The following is an 18,477-nucleotide window of genomic DNA, read 5'->3' on the forward strand; positions in this document are numbered from 1 at the left end:
ACATATGATTCAAGTTACCAAACCTTTTATGCCGCCAATGGAGGAATATCTTGCCTATATCAAGGATATCTGGAGTAGGCAGTGGCTAACAAACAACGGGCCTTTGGTTAACCATCTAGAACTTCGATTGAAGGAGCTTTTAGATGTAAAGCATATGATTTTGGTTAACAATGGTACAATTGCATTGCAAATAGCGATTAAGGCTCTTAATTTACGAGGGGATGTGATAACCACCCCCTTTTCTTTCGTCGCAACAACAAGTGCACTTGTTTGGGAAGGATGCCGTCCGGTATTTGTTGATATAGATCCTAATACCTTAAATATAGATCCTAATAAAATCGAGGAAGCCATTACTTCTGAAACATCAGCCATTTTAGCAACGCATGTGTATGGAAACCCTTGCGAGATAGAGAAAATACAAGCAATAGCGGAAAAGCATAACCTTAAGGTCATTTATGATGCAGCTCATTGTTTTGGTACTCTTTATAAAGGCAAGTCAATATTTAGTTATGGTGATGTTAGCACGTTAAGTTTACATGCTACTAAAGTATTTCATACGATCGAAGGGGGCGCTGTATTCACTTCTACGCCCGAATTACTCAAAAAAATTGCTTATATGCGAAATTTCGGCTTCAGCAATGTAGATGAGATCAGTGAATTGGGTATCAATGGAAAGAATTCAGAATTTCATGCTGCCATGGGACTGGCCAATCTCCCTTATATCGAATCAATCAGTCTATACAGAAAAGAACTTTATGATTATTATGAAGAACGACTACAATCATTCAATGGAAAAAAAATTAAAGTGAACGTGGATGGGATTTTTAATTATGCATATTATCCTATAATTTTTAATTCTGAGGAAGATTTAGTGAAAAGTCTACATGAACTCAAAAATAATCGAATATATCCTCGTAGGTATTTTTACCCCTCTCTACATACTTTACCCTATGTTAACGCAACGAGCGTTCCAGTTTCACAAGAGATGGCTAAACGGGTTTTATGTTTGCCCCTTTATAATAATCTATCGTTTGAGGAAGTTGACTTTGTGTGCCGAATCCTTTTACGTGTTCAGAATAATTAACAAAGCAATATTGAAAAAGAATTGTCGGATATGTTCAATACTATCAAGAACCGTTGCATTTGAGGTGTTCTATCAGTCGTCTTCATTTTTAGTACCATGAATTTACATTTAATAGATGATGAGAAATTTTTTGACCCGTTTGTTGAGAAGCTGGAGGCTCTTGGATTATTAGAAAATAATCTTTTTGTTGTAAGGGATTGCGGCCCCTTGAAATTTATTAGGCGTTCGGACTTAATATACGGGCGGTTCTGTGATAAGCTGTTGATCGGCGATACCAGGAAATACAAAAAAGTTTTTATCCACTGTTTAACCAGCGAAATGCATGATTGGATTCTTCAAAATGAATTTAACGAATTGAATTGGATGATTTGGGGAAAGGATCTATATACTTCGGACCTTGTAGACTTTCCATTATATGAGAAACTAACGAAAGATCTAGTGCGAAAAGTTAATAACCAACGCTTCGCTTTCAATTTTGGCTATTGGAACCCCAAAAACGTAATCCGCAGGGCCGGTATGGCTAAAACTTATAGTAAAATAGATTATGTTCTGACATGGATTGAACCTGAATATAAGTATGCTATTAAGCACATTAAAGGGCTTAAGGCAAAGCATGAAAACTTCGCCTATATGTTTGAATATGATGTAGAGGTTTTGCGCGCCAAGTTTGTTGAAAGGGGATGCCAGGCTAAAAAAAAGGTGAATGAAATGAAATGTGTTCTCGGAAACTCTGGCGTAGCAGCCAATAACCACCTTGATGCTTTACAGAAAATAAAACATGCACATTTAAAAGAGATACTTATACCTGTAAGTTATGGCAATGCAAAGTATACAACGCTCCTCAAGCGTGAAATCGAAACCCGCTATACTGATAGGCGCATTGCTTATCTCGACAAGTTTATGAGTTTTTCGGACTACATCGATTTTTTTGACCGGTATGACATATTTATAAGTAACTCGATCCGTCCTATCGGAATGGGGAATATATGGATGGCATTTATAATGGGCAAACTTGTCTTTATGAATACGGATAACTTCATGTACCCCTATTTACGTTCATTAGGATTGCAAGTTTATGATATTAACCAAATTGACAGTCTTGAAGTGATTCTGAAAGCCGTTAATTTTCGGCAAAACTCTGACACTGCTGTGCAATTTCTTTCAAAGGCAAAAATAGATCATATGTATTTAAATCTCTTCAGTAAAGACACATCTATTTACAACCAAATCGTTTAATCTTTCTACCTATCAAAAATGAAAAATAATATGAAAACAACATGCAATAAGAAGTTTAGGTTTAGCTTCTATCTCTTGGTCGCTCTTTTAAGTCTATCCTCCTGTGGAAACACGAAGAAGCTGCGGTACTTTCAAGATATGCCGCAGGTTAAATCAGGGGCAGAGTTCAATTTGACCAAATTTGAAGAAGTAAAGATCCAGTCGGACGACGTATTAAACATTCGAGTTAATACAGTTGACCTTGAGGCATCTGAAGCTATCAATAACGGGAATAACGTGACTCCAGGGATCGCTCGGAATATAAGTACAAGCGGCTATAATCAAATGATTACAGGATATATGGTAGCTAATGATGGGACCATCGATATTCCAGTACTGGGAAGAATTGAAGTTGCTGGCTTGACATTAACCGAGGCTAGAAATAAAGTCGCAGCTAAAGCAGAAGAGTTTTATAAGGGAGCAACGGTAAGTATGCGCTTTGCTAACTTTAGAATGTCGGTAATTGGAGAAGTGACCAGACCAGGTACATTTATTATCCCCAACCAACGAACTTCTGTATTGGATGCGGTAGCCGTAGCAGGAGATTTAACGGTATATGGAAAGCGAAATAATGTCATGTTGATCAGGCGAGATGAGACTGGTAAGGCGGTTGCCGTTACCATGGATTTAACTTCGAAAGAAATTTTTAACTCGCCTTATTTTTATCTTCGACAAAATGATGTCTTGTATGTTGAACCCACACGAACTAGGTTAATCAATGCGGACACGGGGTCAGCTCGTTACATCAGTGTGTTCATTTCACTGGTTTCTCTTGGTATAGCGATTTTTCGTTAAATATTTGAAGATTCATAATTATAAAACATTAAAGCGCTTTGCGTTATGGAAAAAGACAAAGGAATGAAATCGTTTATCGTGCATATGCTGAGCTATTGGAAGGCATTCGTGTTAAGCGTTGCAATCTTCGTTGGCCTGGCATTTCTCTATCTTAAGTATGCTACGCCGCAATATATGGTGTCTAGCGTGCTGATGCTGAAAGATCAAAAAAATATGACTGAGAGCAAGGCCGTTACCTCATTTGCAAACGACAATGGACTTTCAGCTTTGCTTAAACCTAGTGAAAATGTGTTAAACGAGTTGGATGTACTCACTTCGAGAAAGCTTGTGAAAGAAGTAGTCAAAGAATTGAAGTTAAACATTAAGGTTGGCGAAAAATCGGGATTGAGATTTGTCGAGTTATTTGATCAATCACCACTTGATGTATCAATTATTAATCCGAAAACCGACTCTATTAAAGAACGCACCTTCCAAGTAGAAATTTTGGAAAAAAGCAAAATTAGGGTACAGAATGAAGACGAAGGATTGGATAAGGTGCTTGCGATTGGTGAACCGGTGTCAACGAAACAGTATGACCTGCATCTGCAGCCGGTTGCTCAGAAACTATCGGTAGGTAAGAAATTACTTGTTAATGTTGTGTCTGAAAATGCTGCTGTAAGCAGTATACTGGCAAGCTATGTGGCTGAATTGAGTGATAAACAGGCAACTACAGTGAATCTACAGTTGTTTTATCCGCATCCGAAACGAGGGGAGTTGATTTTGCAAAAACTGATGGAACGTTACTTAATTGATAATAGTAATGAAAAAATCCGAATTGCGGATAGTTTGCTTGTTTTTATCGATGATCGTCTCGCTTTGGTTGCTTCTGAACTGAACGACGTGGAAGCGCAATTGGAGACCTTTCGAAGTAGCAATCGGATAACGGACTTATCAGAGCAGTCAAAAATGTTAATCGGAAATGCCAACGAATATTATAACCGTCTGAAAGAACAAGAGGCTCAACTAAAGGTAATGAGTGAGCTGGAAGGTTATGTGAGAAATCCGCAGAATCAACGGATTCCCAGTTCAACGGTAATTCAGAATGCATCATTTGCGGCATCTTTAAACCAATATAATACATTGATCCAAGACTATGAAAAAAAGAAGCTTTCTTACACGGATTCAAATCCTGTTTTGAAAAATTTAAAAGATCAAATTGCTTCCGAGCGAGGCAATTTATTGCAGAATATAAGTGCTTATAGAAAGGAGCTTAAATTAACCACTGCTGAATTAGGTCGACAAAACAGCGGCTTTAATAGTCAAATCAGTAAAGTGCCGGCTAGAGAAAGGGCTTTCGTTAATTTTAGTAGACAGCAAGAATTGAAGCAACAGCTGTATGTTTATTTACTGCAAAAAAGAGAGGAGGCAACTATTGCCAAATCATCTAACGCTCAGTCTGCTAAAATAGTGGATGAAGCAAAAAGTACGAACGGACCAGTAAAGCCCATACCAAGCATTATTTATATGATGGCCGCTATTATGGGGGTTATTTTACCATTTGGTCTTATTAACGGCAAGGAGTTTTTGCGAACTAAGCTGAAGTCGGAATCCGACATCGAAAAATATACGGATGTGGAAATCATTGGTAAAATTGGACATAACCCAAGCACAGAAAAATTGGCAATAGGTAGCGGCTTACCAAATACAATAGTTTCCGAAGGGTTTAGAAGCTTAAGAACGAATCTCTACTATGCCTTACAGGCCAAAGCCTCAAAGATAGTGATGGTCACATCAAGTATTAATGGAGAAGGTAAAACGTTTATGTCGCTCAATTTAGGAAATGCATTATCCATGACTGGAAAGAAAGTATTGTTCATTGAATTGGATTTGCGTAAACCAAAGTTGGCTTCTATGATGGGGCTTAGTGAACAAATACCTGGCTTTGCAGAAGTTGTCAACGGACAAGCTAAAGCGGAAGATGTCATTGTATCTTGTGGTTCCAATGCGAATTGCTTTTTACTTTCTGCCGGATACAGAATTGATAATCCTGCGGAAATTTTACTTCATGAGCGGGTAGCGCCATTATTTGAAGAGTTGAAAAAGCAATTTGATTACATCATTGTAGATTCCCCACCCGTCGGCTTAGTATCCGACGCTTTTATCATCCAACAATATGTTGAGATGACGATCTATGTGTGCAGACATAATTATACTAAAAAAGAGCAATTTGAGTTTATCAACGATTTAAAGCGGAAAAATAAGCTTGGGGAAATGCATTTGGTAGTAAATGATATTGATTTAAAAGGAACTGGTTATTTCGTTTATGGATATGGGTATGGATATGAGCAAGAGGCATCGGGTAAAAGTAACTGGTTCAATCTGTTTAGAAGCTAATAGTCAAAATTTTATCTTGTTGTAGGCTAAACGAATCCATGCTAAGACGAAAAGAAAAATTACTTTGAAAAGATCGTCTAATATATAATATCAAAAAGTGAAACCACATAATATATCAGTCGAAAATTGTTCAGCTTTGCAAAATGATCACCTAGACGTAATTCCTTTTTTTAGGAATTGGGTTAATTTTATGATGCTGTTTTTTCCGATAACGTCATTTGTGCTTCTTCCCGCAGTGCAAGGAACTACTATCATCACGATTCTGGTGACTGGAATGTTTGCTTTGATAATTGCACTTCCAGCGGGGGCAAATAAATGGTTGTTTATAAAAGAACTCTTTGTTTTTTTGATAGTTTTCGCTCTCTTCAGTGTAATCTCGCAGTTCTTAAACCTGCTTAATCACGTGCCACTGAACGCAGGCCTACTGCTAGTTAATTCCGGACAGTACCTAGATGATTTTTATCGAGGGTCACACTTGACACAGGCACTTTATCTCATAATCGCTTACATCGTATATTTAGCAGTGAAATACTTCGCTGATGATTCTGTGATTAAATACATCTACTGGGGCTTGCGAGTGTTTTGCCTATATGGGTTATATGAGGTTTTTTTCTATTTCGCCACAGGGATGAAAGGAGATTTTATCACTAATAGGCAATTCGGAGAGAACTCCGCGTCGTTAATACAAACGGCACCGATACCAGGTCTGCGCCTTATACGAATGAAAAGTTTAACGGGAGAACCATCAATGTTCGCCTTTAGTGTTTTTCCTTTTTGGGCATTAAGTTATGGTCTTAAGCGCAAATTCGATCAGAGTCTCTTATTCTTCTGCCTAATGTTGACTTTCTCAACGACTGCCTACGGCGCTATGGTATTGTTTCACTTTGCTTGGTTTTTATATAAGAAGAGATATAAGCAAATTATTTATGTTTTGTTGGCAGTGTTGCTTGTGTTGGCTGCTTTACAAATAGACGCTATTCAGGAAAAGGCCAGTTCAATCTACGATTCCGTTTTTGGAAATAAGCTCGATAGTGGCTCGGGCCGAAGTAGAAGTGGGAAAATTGAAAACCATTTCGGCTTCTGGTTACAACTCTCAACGTGGAGCAGAGCTTTTGGTATTGGTTTCGGCTATATTCGTTCAACAGACTTCATTACAACTCTTTTGGTAAATAATGGGTGGATTGGGGTCCTGACATTCTCGGGTTTTTTCTTTTATAATCGATCGCTTAAAGCGACAAGCAGAGATTTAGCATTTGCATATTATGCAGGATTGATTATTTTATTCCTTATCATGATGGCCTCGGTGCCAGAATTTGCCTATCCCTCGCTGTGGATTTATCTTGCTCTGTCTTTTGTAATGGACAAATTTAAATTTCTGAATGAGCAATCAAACACTAGTAAGCTCTAAAACCCAAATTTAAGCAACCATGTATTTTTATTCTTTTATGATATGGTTCGTTAACCTGTGCGTGTGTAATTGTGTTATGGCGCAAACGTCTAAACAATTTGTTTGGGGTATTAATGGGCATCCGCTAACACAGGAGGCATATAAACAAACAACATGGGATAGGCAAGTATTGTTTCTAAAAGAACTAGGAATCAAGTCTTATCGAATGGATGTACCGCTTGATCCAAAAGGAGTAATTCGTCATGAAGTGAAATTTAGAAAATTTGTTAATGCGTTGCGTGAGTCTGGCGTCTCAATCCTGCCCGTTGTCTTTCCCAAATTTAATCGCAGCGATACTGATTCAATAGCGGTCTACGACATGTTGTTCAATGAAGGTAAAGTTTTTTGTAAAAGGTACTATCATCTATTAGATGTGGTTGAGGTAGGTAACGAGCTGGAAATTGGTCTGCTTAAAAAGAAAGGAACAACGGATGGAACCAAAGCTGGTCATTATGACCTCGCAAAAAGTAGAAATCTGATGTGGAATTTGGCTGCTTTTATAGATGGTATGAAATCTGTTAAGCCAACCATACGTGTAAGCCTATCGCTTGCTTGGACACATTGGTACTATTTAGAGCTGCTAAAGAGTTATGGGGTGAACTATGATATTATTGGATATCACTGGTACGATAACATGGGCGATATAACGAATGTGGTAAAACCGTACGGTAATTTTCTGCCTAAACTAATAGCAGAGTATGACAAAGAAATTTGGATTACGGAATTTAATATATATAAGGGAACCTTAACCAAAAGTGTTGAAAGGCAAAACAGCTATCTAGAGAACAGTTTGTCTAAAATTCTGCAACAAGGTATTGTTAAAGGATTCTTTTTTTATGAGCTTTTTGACGAGTCTGCCCTGCAATCGAAATTGCCACACGAAGCACATTATGGTCTTATTTTCGAAAAAGATTTGCAGTACTATAAAAAGCCAGCCTTTTATACCTATCAACAGTTTATTAAAAGGAATAAGTCAAAATAACAGTCGTAAAAGACAGCAACATGATTATTTATATTAACGGAAAATTTTTATCCCAGCGCTTGACGGGTGTGCAACGGTATGCTTTAGAGATTACAAAAAGGTTAATACAAGCCCGTAAAGATGTTAAAATTTTAGTTCCGCCAGCAATCGACTTGAAAAAAGTCGAATTGCCTCACGAACGCATTCTTCAATTCGGGTCATTTAAAAACGCTATCCTCTGGGAGCAAATTGAATTACCAAGATACCTCAAAAAGGAACAAAATCATGTAATCGTAAGTCTATGCAATATCGGGACGTTGTTTAGTAAAAGACAGATCATATGTGTACACGACATGTCTTTTGCTGTCAATCCAACTTGGTTCACACGATCTTTTAGTATGTATTATAATTTCATGGTGCCTCGATTGGTTAACCGTGCATATAAGGTAATAACCGTTAGTGAGTTTTCCAAACGGGAAATTCAACAAAGGCTTCGGAAACCGAATTTGGATATTTCGGTTATCTACAACGCGCCATCGGAAAGATTTATGATTGATGGCCTCCAGTCAAGAGAAACTTTGCAAGATGATTTTTTTCTATTTGTAGGTTCACAAGATCCAAGGAAGAACCTTCAATTGTTGCTAAAACTTTTCGCAGATGAAGAATTTCAAAAGGAACGATTGATTGTTGTGGGAGGGAAGACTAAATCTTTTAATAAGGTAGAGCTGCAGCAATTGCCTAATGTAGAGTTTAAAGAAAAATGTGATGATACAGAATTATCCTTACTGTATCGAAACGCGAAGGCACTCATTAATCCATCGCTGTATGAAGGGTTTGGCCTGCCACTAGTGGAGGCAATGGCAAGTGGTTGTTTACTCATCCTTTCGGATATCGAAGTTTTTAAGGAGATCGCGGGAGGCGGTGCGCTCTACTTCCGATCAAATTCCTTAGACGCTGCACGAGAATCTATTAGAAGTTTTTTAAAGTTGGATAAAGAAAAGAAAGCGGACATGCGTTTGCAGAATTTAAAGAGAAGTCGTGATTTTACGTGGAATAACTCAACAGATAAGCTGTTGCAGGTAATAGATCATCTTTAATCTACACCTTTTTCGTTCGAAAAAGGTGTTTTATCACTAATGAAGTTTAAAAGCCATGAACATTGCTATTGTACAAGACGATATCGTAAGACGTGGAGGAGCGGAGCAGGTTGCTTTGAGTTTCCATCATGCGTTTCCCTCTGCCCCCATATACACCCTTAGTTACGATCCGGATGCAAGCTATGATGAATTTAGGAATGCAGATATACGGACCAGCTGGTTTGGAAAGTACATCAAAAAAGAAGAGATGATGAAAAAGTTGTTTTTTCCTTTCGGGCTGATTTCAATGCAACGGCTTGATCTAACTTCATATGATGTTATCTTGCAGTCTGCTACACACTGTGCTAAATATGTAAAAACAAATCCAAATGCGTTAGTAATCACCTATTGCCACACGCCCTTTCGATTAGTTTGGCGACCGGAATCATATGAAAGTGTGGCTAACGCAAAAGGTATAAAGAAAATAGCATATCAATTCGTTATTGACCAATTGAAACGTGTGGAAAGACGCTCTGCTCAGCGAACTACGTGGTTTCTTACAAATTCGAGTGAAGTGTTGCCGCGGATTGTCCAAGCATACGAGCCACAGCGGGAAATTACAATCATTAGCCCCTCTGTGAAATGCAAAAATTTTTATGTTGCAGCTAATGTTAGCGACTATTTTTTAGTGGTATCTAGATTTGAACCCTATAAAAAGGTTGACTTGGTAATAGAAGCTTTCAGAAGAATGCCAGATAAGAAGTTAATTGTGGTTGGCAAGGGATCGCGTAAAGAGGAATTGCAAGCTATCGCACCAAAAAATGTAAGTTTTTTGAGTGGTTTAAGTTCCGTTGAGCTGGCTGATGTTTATGCGAAATGTAAGGCCCTGATTTTTCCGCAACTGGAAGACTACGGCATTACTCCCCTTGAAGCGAATGCTTCGGGGAGACCGGTGATTGCTTACGGCAAAGGAGGTGTTCTGGATACGATGATTGCTGTAAATGGTTCGAACGCTAAAGGAACAGCCGTCTTTTTCAACGAGCAAAGTGCCGAGGCTATATGTGAAGCGGTTACTAATTTTGATAAATATGTTTTTGATCCTTATTTTATTCGCGCTCATGCGGAAGGGTTTGATGAAGCTAAATTTGTTCAGCGAATCAGAGACTACGTAATTAGTAAATACAGAAGTTTCGCAGCAAACAACTATTTGAGTAAATAAGGGGTCTCAAAAATCAACAAAAAGACTGTGAAGATCGTTATATTCAATAGCTTCTATTATCCACGCTTTGTTGGCGGTGCTGAGATTTCAGTTAAATTACTGGCGGAAGGACTTGTTGAGAAAGGCAACAGTGTTTACGTCATAAGCATCGGAGAACAAAATAAAGCTGAACGGATAAACGGAGTGACTGTAATTAGAGTTAAGCATAGAAATGTTTTTTCGCCATATGAGCCCAAAAAGCATGTGAAGCTTATAAAGATGGTTTGGCTACTACTTGATGCTTTTAACCCATTTTATCATTGGCAAATAAAGTCGATATTACGTCAAATTAAACCTGACGTAGTTCACACTAATAATATTATGGGTTTTTCTCCAGTGATTTGGTCAACGATTAAGAATTTGAAGATTCCTTTGGTGCATACCATGCGAGATTATTATCTATTGTGTCATAAGACAAATATGTTTAATAATAGTAAGAACTGTGATGAGATCTGTGCTGAATGCAAAGTTACGCAGAGGATAAAAAAAATGCAGGTAAATTGTCCTGATATGTATGTCGGTGTGTCTAATTTTATCTTAAACAAACACAACGCTTTCCTGAAGACTTTATCAGCCCGCCAAAAGCAAGTTGTTTACAATGCCGTGGAAATGCCAACTGAAATAAGTGATAAATCAAGGTTTCAACTTACCCTTGGTTACATTGGTAGAATCGCTGAAGATAAGGGGTTTAGTTATTTGGTGCGCCAAATTAGGGAGCTGCAAAATAGATGTCCTGGTAAGTTCAGCTTTATGGTGGCGGGTGTAGGGGAGCAAGCCTATATCGATCAAATGGAAGAAGAATTGAAAGATGTGAAGCACAAGTTTTTGGGAAAAACGAGACCTGAGACGTTCTATAATAGTGTTGATATGACAATTGTACCTTCTCAATGGCATGAGCCATTTGGCCGCGTAGCAGTAGAATCGCTAGCATATGGGGTGCCGGTATGTATGGCCGCTAGTGGAGGGCTTACAGAAATTCATAATGAGAAGTGTACTTGGCTTTTTAAGCCGGAAAAAGATAATTTGGTGAACTTGCTTGCAAAGATCTTGTTAAATCCTGAGCTGTTGACGGTTAAAAAGGAGTCTTGCAGAATTTACGCCGCCAAATTCGATAACAAGCATAATGTAGAATCGTATTTCGCAATTTATACTGATTTGTTAGTAGATAAAGCAAAAAACGGCCAACATATCGTTAGCCGTTAAAGGGCAGTGATCAAACTGATTGTTTATTTGTTAGTTGTGTTAATTATTGAGCTAAGCTTTTAAGCCTTTCTGCAGCAAAAGGTTTCGGAGCGTAACTTGTGTAAAGTGATAACCACTTGTAAATGCCATAATGTTGTTCTTGGACATAGCTCAAGTGTGGCTCATTAAATAATTCATAAATAATTACAGCTTGCACTTGAGGATTGTTTCTACATTTAGTAATAAAGCTATTGAAAAAGCTGGTTTGGTATTGTACGCTTCTGGACCCTGTGCCTGTATTGTCTCTGACGCCTATTTCAGTAAACCAAATAGGTTTTTCGAACTTGGAGGACAAGAATTTTGTGAAATCATCGATATTATATGATTGTTTGGCAAGTTGTTCCATTTCGTCGTACCAATGGTAAGCTACAATGTCAAATCGAATACCAAGATCTTCTATCATAGATAAATAACGATAGTGCATCCAAGAAGCATTGATCATTGTTTTAGCCGTTTTATCATATATTTTTATACCATCATTCATACCTCTCAGACACGCTGCTATACGTCTGAATTTTTTTATATCATAATGGGCAGCCTTATCGCCAGCTTTGCTGCTACTTAAAATACATTTATTATCTAGCTCGTTTCCGATATTATAATAAGTGAAATACTCACCGTAGAGTTTAGCAAATTTAGAGCCGAGCGCATGGCCTTTTCGATAATAGTAGCCTTCGTCATATTTGAAATTTTCTAAATTTGGGGTGGCAATCATTGGCAATAACGTAACACCTGCGGCGTCAGCTGCTTTTTTTAGGCGATCAAGGCGATGGGGTACATTGACTTCTCCTTTTGAATTCACCGGCAAATCAATACGATATACATTCATTCCCAAGCTTTTAATTAAATTAATCTGAGCTTCTGGCGATGTGTACGTGTAAGGAGCTTGATTCATTGGGTGTCCGTTAACACCCTCGAAAAATACCCGAGATGATGTGCTTGCAGTTGCCATTGTTGTTTCTGGACCTTCGGTAAGCTGGGTTTCTTCGGTTAAATCTTGTTTAGAGCACGAGATGGAGCACAACAATGCCCCTGCTGTAACGAAAACTAAAAAGAAATTTTTTTTCATTTAAGTGTTGAATTGTGTAATAATAACGAAAACTTAAGGCAAAAGAAGACAATGGTTGATCGTATTCTACCTAAAGTGAACGCTATTTGTTACGGTTGGATTAAAAAAATAACGTTGATCACTGCTATTTAATAACGGAGGAGTACCAAAGAAATTGTATTGCTAGTGTAAATCTGACACGCAAAGATAGATAAATTTTTGTAAGTGCTAAATTTTTAGAAAAATATAACATAAAGATAACTTTTAAAGATTCCCGTAATTCAATTTTATCAATCATTAAAATAATAACTAATGAAAAACAAGCGCGTATTAATCACCGGCGCGGCCGGATTTTTAGGATCCCATTTATGTGATAGATTTACCCAGGAAGGATTTCAGGTTATTGGGATGGACAATCTCATAACAGGTGACTTAGCCAATATAGAGCATCTGTTTAAACTGCCAAATTTTGAATTTTACCACCATGATGTATCGAATTTTGTCCATGTGTCGGGGAAGCTTGACTACATTCTTCATTTTGCATCACCAGCAAGCCCTATCGATTACCTTAAGATACCTATTCAGACACTTAAAGTAAGTTCTTTAGGTACACATAATTTGTTGGGACTCGCTTTAGAAAAGAAAGCTAGAATTTTGGTGGCTTCTACATCAGAAATATACGGTGACCCACTGGTTAATCCTCAACCTGAGGAGTACTGGGGAAACGTGAATCCTGTCGGGCCCCGAGGAGTATATGACGAAGCTAAGCGATTTCAAGAAGCAATAACTATGGCTTACCATACCTTCCATGGCTTGGAAACTAGAATAGTTCGAATCTTTAACACGTATGGCCCAAGGATGCGTTTAAATGATGGCAGGGTATTACCGACTTTTATAGGACAGGCGTTAAGGGGAGAAGACTTGACAGTTTTTGGCGATGGTTCGCAAACTCGTTCTTTCTGTTATGTTGACGATTTGGTAGAAGGTATTTATAGGCTGCTTTTTAGTGACTATGCACTTCCCATGAATATCGGAAATCCTGATGAGATTACGATCAATGAATTTGGTGAAGAAATTCTACGTTTGACACAGGCTGATCAACGCCTCATTTGTAAACCGCTACCGACAGACGACCCAAAACAAAGAAGACCTGATATAAGCAAAGCGAAGCAAATACTCGGCTGGGAGCCAAAGGTGTCTAGATCTGAAGGGTTAAAAATTACCTATGAGTATTTTAAGCAGATCGAGGATAAAAATCAGCAGTTCAAAGATTTCACCTACTACAATAAACATCCTGTTGTAATGAAGTAAATGTGAAGTGTTTCTCTTTTTTTTACAAGATAGAATCTTATTTGGTAACCTTTTTTCACATTTCTACTTTCGTTATACGAAAATTTACAATAGTGTAACATGTACTAACGAGATACGCTAATCGATAGCGATTAGCGATATCTTTGTACTGTCATCGGCTTTATATTAATATGATCTGTTGAATACCTTCTTTAAACACATGAAACATGGACATTTCTTTAGCTAATACATTTTCAAATGCGAAAACTTTAGGAATCAAGATAGGTAGTGTGAGCGAACGCGATCAATGGAATTATTATGTTAAAGAGGCTAATCAATATGATGTCTATCATACTTATGATTATCATTTGATAAATATAGAAGGAGATCCTATTCTTTTTGTTTATCAGGAAGATGATGGATTTTTAAGCTTGCCACTAATTAAGCGGAAAATTGAACAAACGTCCTATTTTGACTGCACTTCCGTCTATGGATATACCGGTGCTTTAACCAATCTAGATAGTGTTGGTTTATTGAGTAATGGATTTATGCGACGATTTTCGAATGCATTAAAACAGTTCTTACTTAAGGAGCGTATTGTTTGTTGTTTTATAGTCCTTCATCCGTTGTTTAAACAAAAGGAAATCTTTGAAAGTATTGTGGGCGGTCATGTTCTGGAACTTGGAAAGACCGTTGCTATTGATCTCCGAATTTCTTTGGACGAACAGCGACTACGTTATAGACGACCTATACGACAAAAAATCAACCAACTACGTCGAAAGGGATTTGAAGTGCGTCAGGCTAATTCAAATACGCAGTTAAAGGAGTTCATTGCAATTTATCATGAAAATATGTTGAAGGTTGGAGCAATTTCAAAATACTTATTTGAAGATAGTTATTTTGAAAAGTTTATGTGTGCTATTGATTACAAGCCTCGATTATTACTCGCCTATTATGAGGGTAAGATTGTCGCAGGAGCGATGGTGGCGGTAACCAATGACATTGTGCAACTTCACTTGGCAGGTACACGGAATGAATTTTTAAAAGACTCACCAATGAAACTCATTTTTGATGAAACAACGCTCTTAGGACGGGCAGAAGACGCAAAATTTCTGCATTTAGGTAGTGGAGTGGGTGGAAAAGATGATTCTTTATATCATTTTAAGACTGGTTTTTCAGATAATCTCTTCGATTTCAGTATATGGAAATTTATTGCCGATGAAGTGGTTTATAATGAATTAGTTCACGATAAGATTAAAAAGGGACTGACTCCAGACCCCCTCTATTTTCCATTATATCGATCTTGTTAATATTTACTTCATCTATCCTTTATGAAAACACGTTATTTATACTTATTGATATTTATTCTGGCTATTAGTGATTTGCTGATTGTTAATGTCGTTTATCTAGGTACCTTCTACTATTTAGTGGGTAATGTTGGCCTTCGAGGTATTTACATGGATGGTCTGGTCATCAGTAATTTGATTTGGCTGGTCGCATCTTTTTTTTGTAAACTTTATACGGAAAAAACCGTCAGAAGAATTGATTTTATATATTCTAGTACCCTGAAAAGTTTTTTGTTACATTTTGCACTTTTCGCTTGTTACTCGGCTTTTTTTAAAGAAAAGGCCATTTCAAGGGAATTTCTGCTTATTATGTATGTTGGTTTATCTCTTTGTTTATTTGTTAGTCGGTTTCTAGGGACTCTTTTTGAGAATAGATTGCTACGTTATTTCAAAGCGAGCAAGCCTGTGGCGGTACTTGGAATGAACAAAATGGGTTTGCGTCTGGCTGCTTTTTTCGAACAGAAAAAAAACCAATATGACTTTAACGGTTTCCTTGATGATAACGAAGAGTTAGCCATTGGAGAAGATGGTAGGTTGTTGCCCATGGTTTGTCAGCAAATTGAAGTGGCCGCTAAAAGTGGAATTCAAGAAGTATATGTGCCCTTAACTCCAGAAAACATGGCGAATGCTAATGTATTATTGCGAGAAGGCGAAAGACAGTGTGTACGGATGAAATTTGTGCCGGACTTGTCTGGTACGCTCGTTACACCATTCAAACTCAGTTACATGGAGGAGTTTCCGGTTATCAGTATGCGGCACGATCCCTTGGAAGAAATAGAGAATCGATTTAAAAAACGCATTTTTGATATTATATTCAGCCTATTGGTAATTGTATTTGTACTTAGTTGGCTATATCCTATTATTGGTCTTATTATTAAAATTCAAAGTCCTGGGCCAATTTTATTTAAACAGAAACGGGATGGGCGAAATAATCAAATATTTTATTGCTATAAGTTTAGAAGCATGAAAGTTAATGATGAAAGTGATACTAAACAAGCGACTAAAAATGATGATCGAGTTACGCGGATCGGTCGCTTTATTAGGAAAACTAGCCTAGACGAACTTCCTCAATTTTTTAATGTTCTTTTTGGCGATATGAGCGTCGTGGGTCCAAGGCCACATCCGCTTTCGTTAACCAAACAGTATAGGGAGATTATCGATCAATATATGGTAAGACATTTTCTAAAAACCGGTATTACAGGATGGGCTCAGGTGAACGGTTTCAGAGGAGAAACTAAGGATCCTGAGCTCATGAAAAAGCGCGTAGAATATGATGTATGGTACTTGGAAAATTGGTCTATTTGGCTTGATATGAGAATTATTTTACAGACGGTGATTAACATGATTAAAGGTGAGGAAAATGCTTATTAAGTATGTTGTCTTAGTCTGCACAATCTGTTTGGTACTGTCCCTAATAGAGTTTAGTTTATAAATTTACAATAATATTTAAGGCAGTATTTGATCTACAACGAGGAATTCCTCCCTTTTCTTTTGGATCGGATCTTATGTTATCTTTGCTTATGGTAACCGATATATTTCATCCGTCAACGTGTACTTCTTTCGATAGCATATTTCAGATTAATATTAAGAACAATTAATTAATACTTGCAACAAATTCCCATTCGCAATAAGTTCTCCATAACTAATGTTCTCATAGCACCTGACGTTTGTGCTTCTTTACATATTGTATCGCCATCCCTGAGACAAGTTTAGGTAGAACTTCAATGTTTTGGCAATTGTTTTGTTTTTTCTAAGTATATACCGCAAGTTTTTGACTAAATTTGGAACCTCTCCGTTGCTCCCTTTTTATTAAATCAAAAGCCAAGAAACAGAAGAACGTCAACTAATAGTACCTATTAGACTAATATTTCTGCTTACACTTCTTTTGTTATACATAAATGGTTCTTGAGTTGTGAATGACGAAGGTCTTTGATGGCTAAATAACAAATATTAGGCTATCGTTAAAGGTCTGATTCACCGAATCGTTGATATTACCACATTTAAACACAAATCTATTTGGCTATTCTGATAACCCTGTGAAAAGATTACATTGCAACCTATTTGATACCAGTTAAGCTGTCATTTCTCTTCATAAAAACGATTCCATAAAGCGTTTAAACTTTTTGAGACATAGGCCTCTTAATGTATAAGTTCTATTCTACTTTAGTTTTGATAAAATTATAGTAGTGAAAAACTTATTCGGGCGGTGAAAGCTTTTATGTACACAGATGTAGAAAAAATGAGTGTGTAAAAGCAAGAAACGTTTTGTTGAAATCAGAAAAAATAGTTAAACGCGCAATTCGATAGTCGAATTGCGCGTTTAACTATTTTTTCTGTCATTATTTTAAAGTTAAAGACCAATGCTCTGAAGTTGTAATACCATCTCCAAAAATGGCCCTAACAAGAAAAGCTGCTTAGTGTGATGCCGGGTGTTAATCTCGACAAGGACAATGTAGTTCGATAGATCCTTCGCGACTAGCTGCGATTTTTGTTTCCCCATTCTCCTTATACTGTAAATCCGTATTGTCAGTTGAAACAATAAACCAGCTCATCGTTTTTTCGGTAAAAGCGGTAACCTCATATTTATCTAATTTTCCCGAATCCCACGTAATATTTACATAGTCTTTCTTATCCTCTCGAGAAATATCCCATTTTCCCCACACGGTTTTGTTCGTAAACTTGTCCAACTTTGTCACCCGATGATCGTCCGGAGTTGCCTCGTTAGGTCTAAAGTTATACTGTATACTTTTATTTCTAAAATCTTCGTATACTTTACTGCTTTGATAGACAGTGGTTCCATCACTCGCTTTGTACTCGTATTTTTCCGAAACGGTATTCCATACCGTACGGATAAGCGTTTGATCGATGGTTTTCGGGATTTCTACTCCAGGATCTTCTGTTTTATCACATGATAAAATGAATAATACCAATGGTAAAAGTAAAATGCGCTTTGACATAATAATAGATGTTTTTAATAATTTAATTACTCTCCAAATTTCGCAAGTATATCCTAAGAAAATGGGCGTAAAAGCGGATTGTATAAGGAAATAGGAAATTTTGGGTATGAAAATATGGGAATTAATAAAGTACTTGTTAGGCACTGTGTTGCACTTGTGCTTAAAATGGGAAAATGGAGCCATACATTTGAAGTATTTTTCCTGTTATAGTGATAGTTTATTTTTTGTGTTATATCTTTAAAGAAAATTCAGAAGTATTGAAAGATTGATAGAGAATTGCAAAAAATCATATTTGTTAATCTTTAGTAATCTTTAAGTCGATGGA

General features: G+C 37.2%; 14 protein-coding genes. 12 read left to right on the forward strand and 2 right to left on the reverse strand.

The window, feature by feature from the left end:
- The first annotated feature begins 4 nt into the window (after positions 1-4).
- The 9 genes from ACH11B_RS10380 (at position 5) to ACH11B_RS10420 (ending at position 11,472) form a co-directional block, all read left to right on the forward strand.
- Entirely contained in the window at positions 5-1,084 is a 1,080-nt protein-coding gene (locus ACH11B_RS10380; protein WP_377613507.1) for a DegT/DnrJ/EryC1/StrS family aminotransferase, read from the forward strand.
- Positions 1,085-1,180: 96 nt separating this feature from the next.
- Entirely contained in the window at positions 1,181-2,320 is a 1,140-nt protein-coding gene (locus ACH11B_RS10385; RefSeq protein ID WP_377613506.1) for a TDP-N-acetylfucosamine:lipid II N-acetylfucosaminyltransferase, read from the forward strand.
- A 30-nt stretch (positions 2,321-2,350) separates the two neighbouring features.
- On the forward strand, positions 2,351-3,154 hold the full coding sequence (locus ACH11B_RS10390) for a polysaccharide biosynthesis/export family protein (protein WP_377613505.1): 804 nt from the start codon (positions 2,351-2,353) through the stop codon (positions 3,152-3,154).
- Between the two features lie 45 nt (positions 3,155-3,199).
- On the forward strand, positions 3,200-5,527 hold the full coding sequence (locus tag ACH11B_RS10395) for a GumC family protein (protein WP_377613504.1): 2,328 nt from the start codon (positions 3,200-3,202) through the stop codon (positions 5,525-5,527).
- Between the two features lie 190 nt (positions 5,528-5,717).
- On the forward strand, positions 5,718-6,935 hold the full coding sequence (locus ACH11B_RS10400; protein WP_377613503.1) for a hypothetical protein: 1,218 nt from the start codon (positions 5,718-5,720) through the stop codon (positions 6,933-6,935).
- A gap of 76 nt (positions 6,936-7,011) precedes the next feature.
- Positions 7,012-7,956 carry a glycosyl hydrolase gene (locus ACH11B_RS10405; RefSeq protein WP_377613502.1) on the forward strand — a complete coding sequence of 315 codons (945 nt, stop codon included), beginning with the start codon at positions 7,012-7,014 and terminating at the stop codon, positions 7,954-7,956.
- A gap of 20 nt (positions 7,957-7,976) precedes the next feature.
- Positions 7,977-9,032 (forward strand): glycosyltransferase family 4 protein, encoded by a 1,056-nt coding sequence (locus tag ACH11B_RS10410; RefSeq protein WP_377613501.1) that lies wholly within the window; start codon positions 7,977-7,979, stop codon positions 9,030-9,032.
- A gap of 55 nt (positions 9,033-9,087) precedes the next feature.
- Positions 9,088-10,230 carry a glycosyltransferase gene (locus ACH11B_RS10415; protein ID WP_377613500.1) on the forward strand — a complete coding sequence of 381 codons (1,143 nt, stop codon included), beginning with the start codon at positions 9,088-9,090 and terminating at the stop codon, positions 10,228-10,230.
- 27 nt (positions 10,231-10,257) lie between these two features.
- Positions 10,258-11,472 (forward strand): glycosyltransferase family 4 protein, encoded by a 1,215-nt coding sequence (locus ACH11B_RS10420; protein WP_377613499.1) that lies wholly within the window; start codon positions 10,258-10,260, stop codon positions 11,470-11,472.
- Positions 11,473-11,515: 43 nt separating this feature from the next.
- On the opposite strand, the gene ACH11B_RS10425 is transcribed toward ACH11B_RS10420, so the two are convergent.
- A complete protein-coding gene (locus tag ACH11B_RS10425; protein WP_377613498.1) occupies positions 11,516-12,580 on the reverse strand; it encodes a glycosyl hydrolase in 1,065 nt (354 codons plus the stop codon).
- A 291-nt stretch (positions 12,581-12,871) separates the two neighbouring features.
- On the opposite strand from ACH11B_RS10425, the gene ACH11B_RS10430 reads away from it, so the two are divergent.
- From ACH11B_RS10430 to ACH11B_RS10440, 3 genes are all read left to right on the forward strand, one after another.
- Positions 12,872-13,870, forward strand: coding sequence for a UDP-glucuronic acid decarboxylase family protein (locus ACH11B_RS10430; protein WP_377613497.1), 999 nt, complete (start codon positions 12,872-12,874; stop codon positions 13,868-13,870).
- A gap of 206 nt (positions 13,871-14,076) precedes the next feature.
- Positions 14,077-15,159 (forward strand): GNAT family N-acetyltransferase, encoded by a 1,083-nt coding sequence (locus ACH11B_RS10435; protein ID WP_377613496.1) that lies wholly within the window; start codon positions 14,077-14,079, stop codon positions 15,157-15,159.
- Between the two features lie 21 nt (positions 15,160-15,180).
- Complete coding sequence (locus tag ACH11B_RS10440) at positions 15,181-16,566, forward strand: undecaprenyl-phosphate glucose phosphotransferase (protein ID WP_377613495.1); 1,386 nt, start codon at positions 15,181-15,183, stop codon at positions 16,564-16,566.
- Positions 16,567-17,627: 1,061 nt separating this feature from the next.
- On the opposite strand, the gene ACH11B_RS10445 is transcribed toward ACH11B_RS10440, so the two are convergent.
- Positions 17,628-18,152, reverse strand: coding sequence for a hypothetical protein (locus tag ACH11B_RS10445; protein ID WP_377613494.1), 525 nt, complete (start codon positions 18,150-18,152; stop codon positions 17,628-17,630).
- Positions 18,153-18,477: the final 325 nt, after the last annotated feature.

The organism is Olivibacter sp. EAT-5 (assembly GCF_044784325.1).
In the GTDB taxonomy this organism is placed as follows: domain Bacteria; phylum Bacteroidota; class Bacteroidia; order Sphingobacteriales; family Sphingobacteriaceae; genus Olivibacter; species Olivibacter oleidegradans.

Coding starts and splice junctions, on each gene's coding strand:
- ACH11B_RS10395 (WP_377613504.1), top strand. CDS start 3,200: ATGGAAAAAGACAAAGGAATGAAATCGTTTATCGTGCATATGCTGAGC.
- ACH11B_RS10410 (WP_377613501.1), top strand. CDS start 7,977: ATGATTATTTATATTAACGGAAAATTTTTATCCCAGCGCTTGACGGGT.
- ACH11B_RS10380 (WP_377613507.1), top strand. CDS start 5: ATGATTCAAGTTACCAAACCTTTTATGCCGCCAATGGAGGAATATCTT.
- ACH11B_RS10400 (WP_377613503.1), top strand. CDS start 5,718: ATGATGCTGTTTTTTCCGATAACGTCATTTGTGCTTCTTCCCGCAGTG.
- ACH11B_RS10425 (WP_377613498.1), bottom strand. CDS start 12,580: ATGAAAAAAAATTTCTTTTTAGTTTTCGTTACAGCAGGGGCATTGTTG.
- ACH11B_RS10385 (WP_377613506.1), top strand. CDS start 1,181: ATGAATTTACATTTAATAGATGATGAGAAATTTTTTGACCCGTTTGTT.
- ACH11B_RS10390 (WP_377613505.1), top strand. CDS start 2,351: ATGAAAACAACATGCAATAAGAAGTTTAGGTTTAGCTTCTATCTCTTG.
- ACH11B_RS10415 (WP_377613500.1), top strand. CDS start 9,088: ATGAACATTGCTATTGTACAAGACGATATCGTAAGACGTGGAGGAGCG.
- ACH11B_RS10430 (WP_377613497.1), top strand. CDS start 12,872: ATGAAAAACAAGCGCGTATTAATCACCGGCGCGGCCGGATTTTTAGGA.
- ACH11B_RS10405 (WP_377613502.1), top strand. CDS start 7,012: ATGGCGCAAACGTCTAAACAATTTGTTTGGGGTATTAATGGGCATCCG.
- ACH11B_RS10440 (WP_377613495.1), top strand. CDS start 15,181: ATGAAAACACGTTATTTATACTTATTGATATTTATTCTGGCTATTAGT.
- ACH11B_RS10445 (WP_377613494.1), bottom strand. CDS start 18,152: ATGTCAAAGCGCATTTTACTTTTACCATTGGTATTATTCATTTTATCA.
- ACH11B_RS10435 (WP_377613496.1), top strand. CDS start 14,077: ATGGACATTTCTTTAGCTAATACATTTTCAAATGCGAAAACTTTAGGA.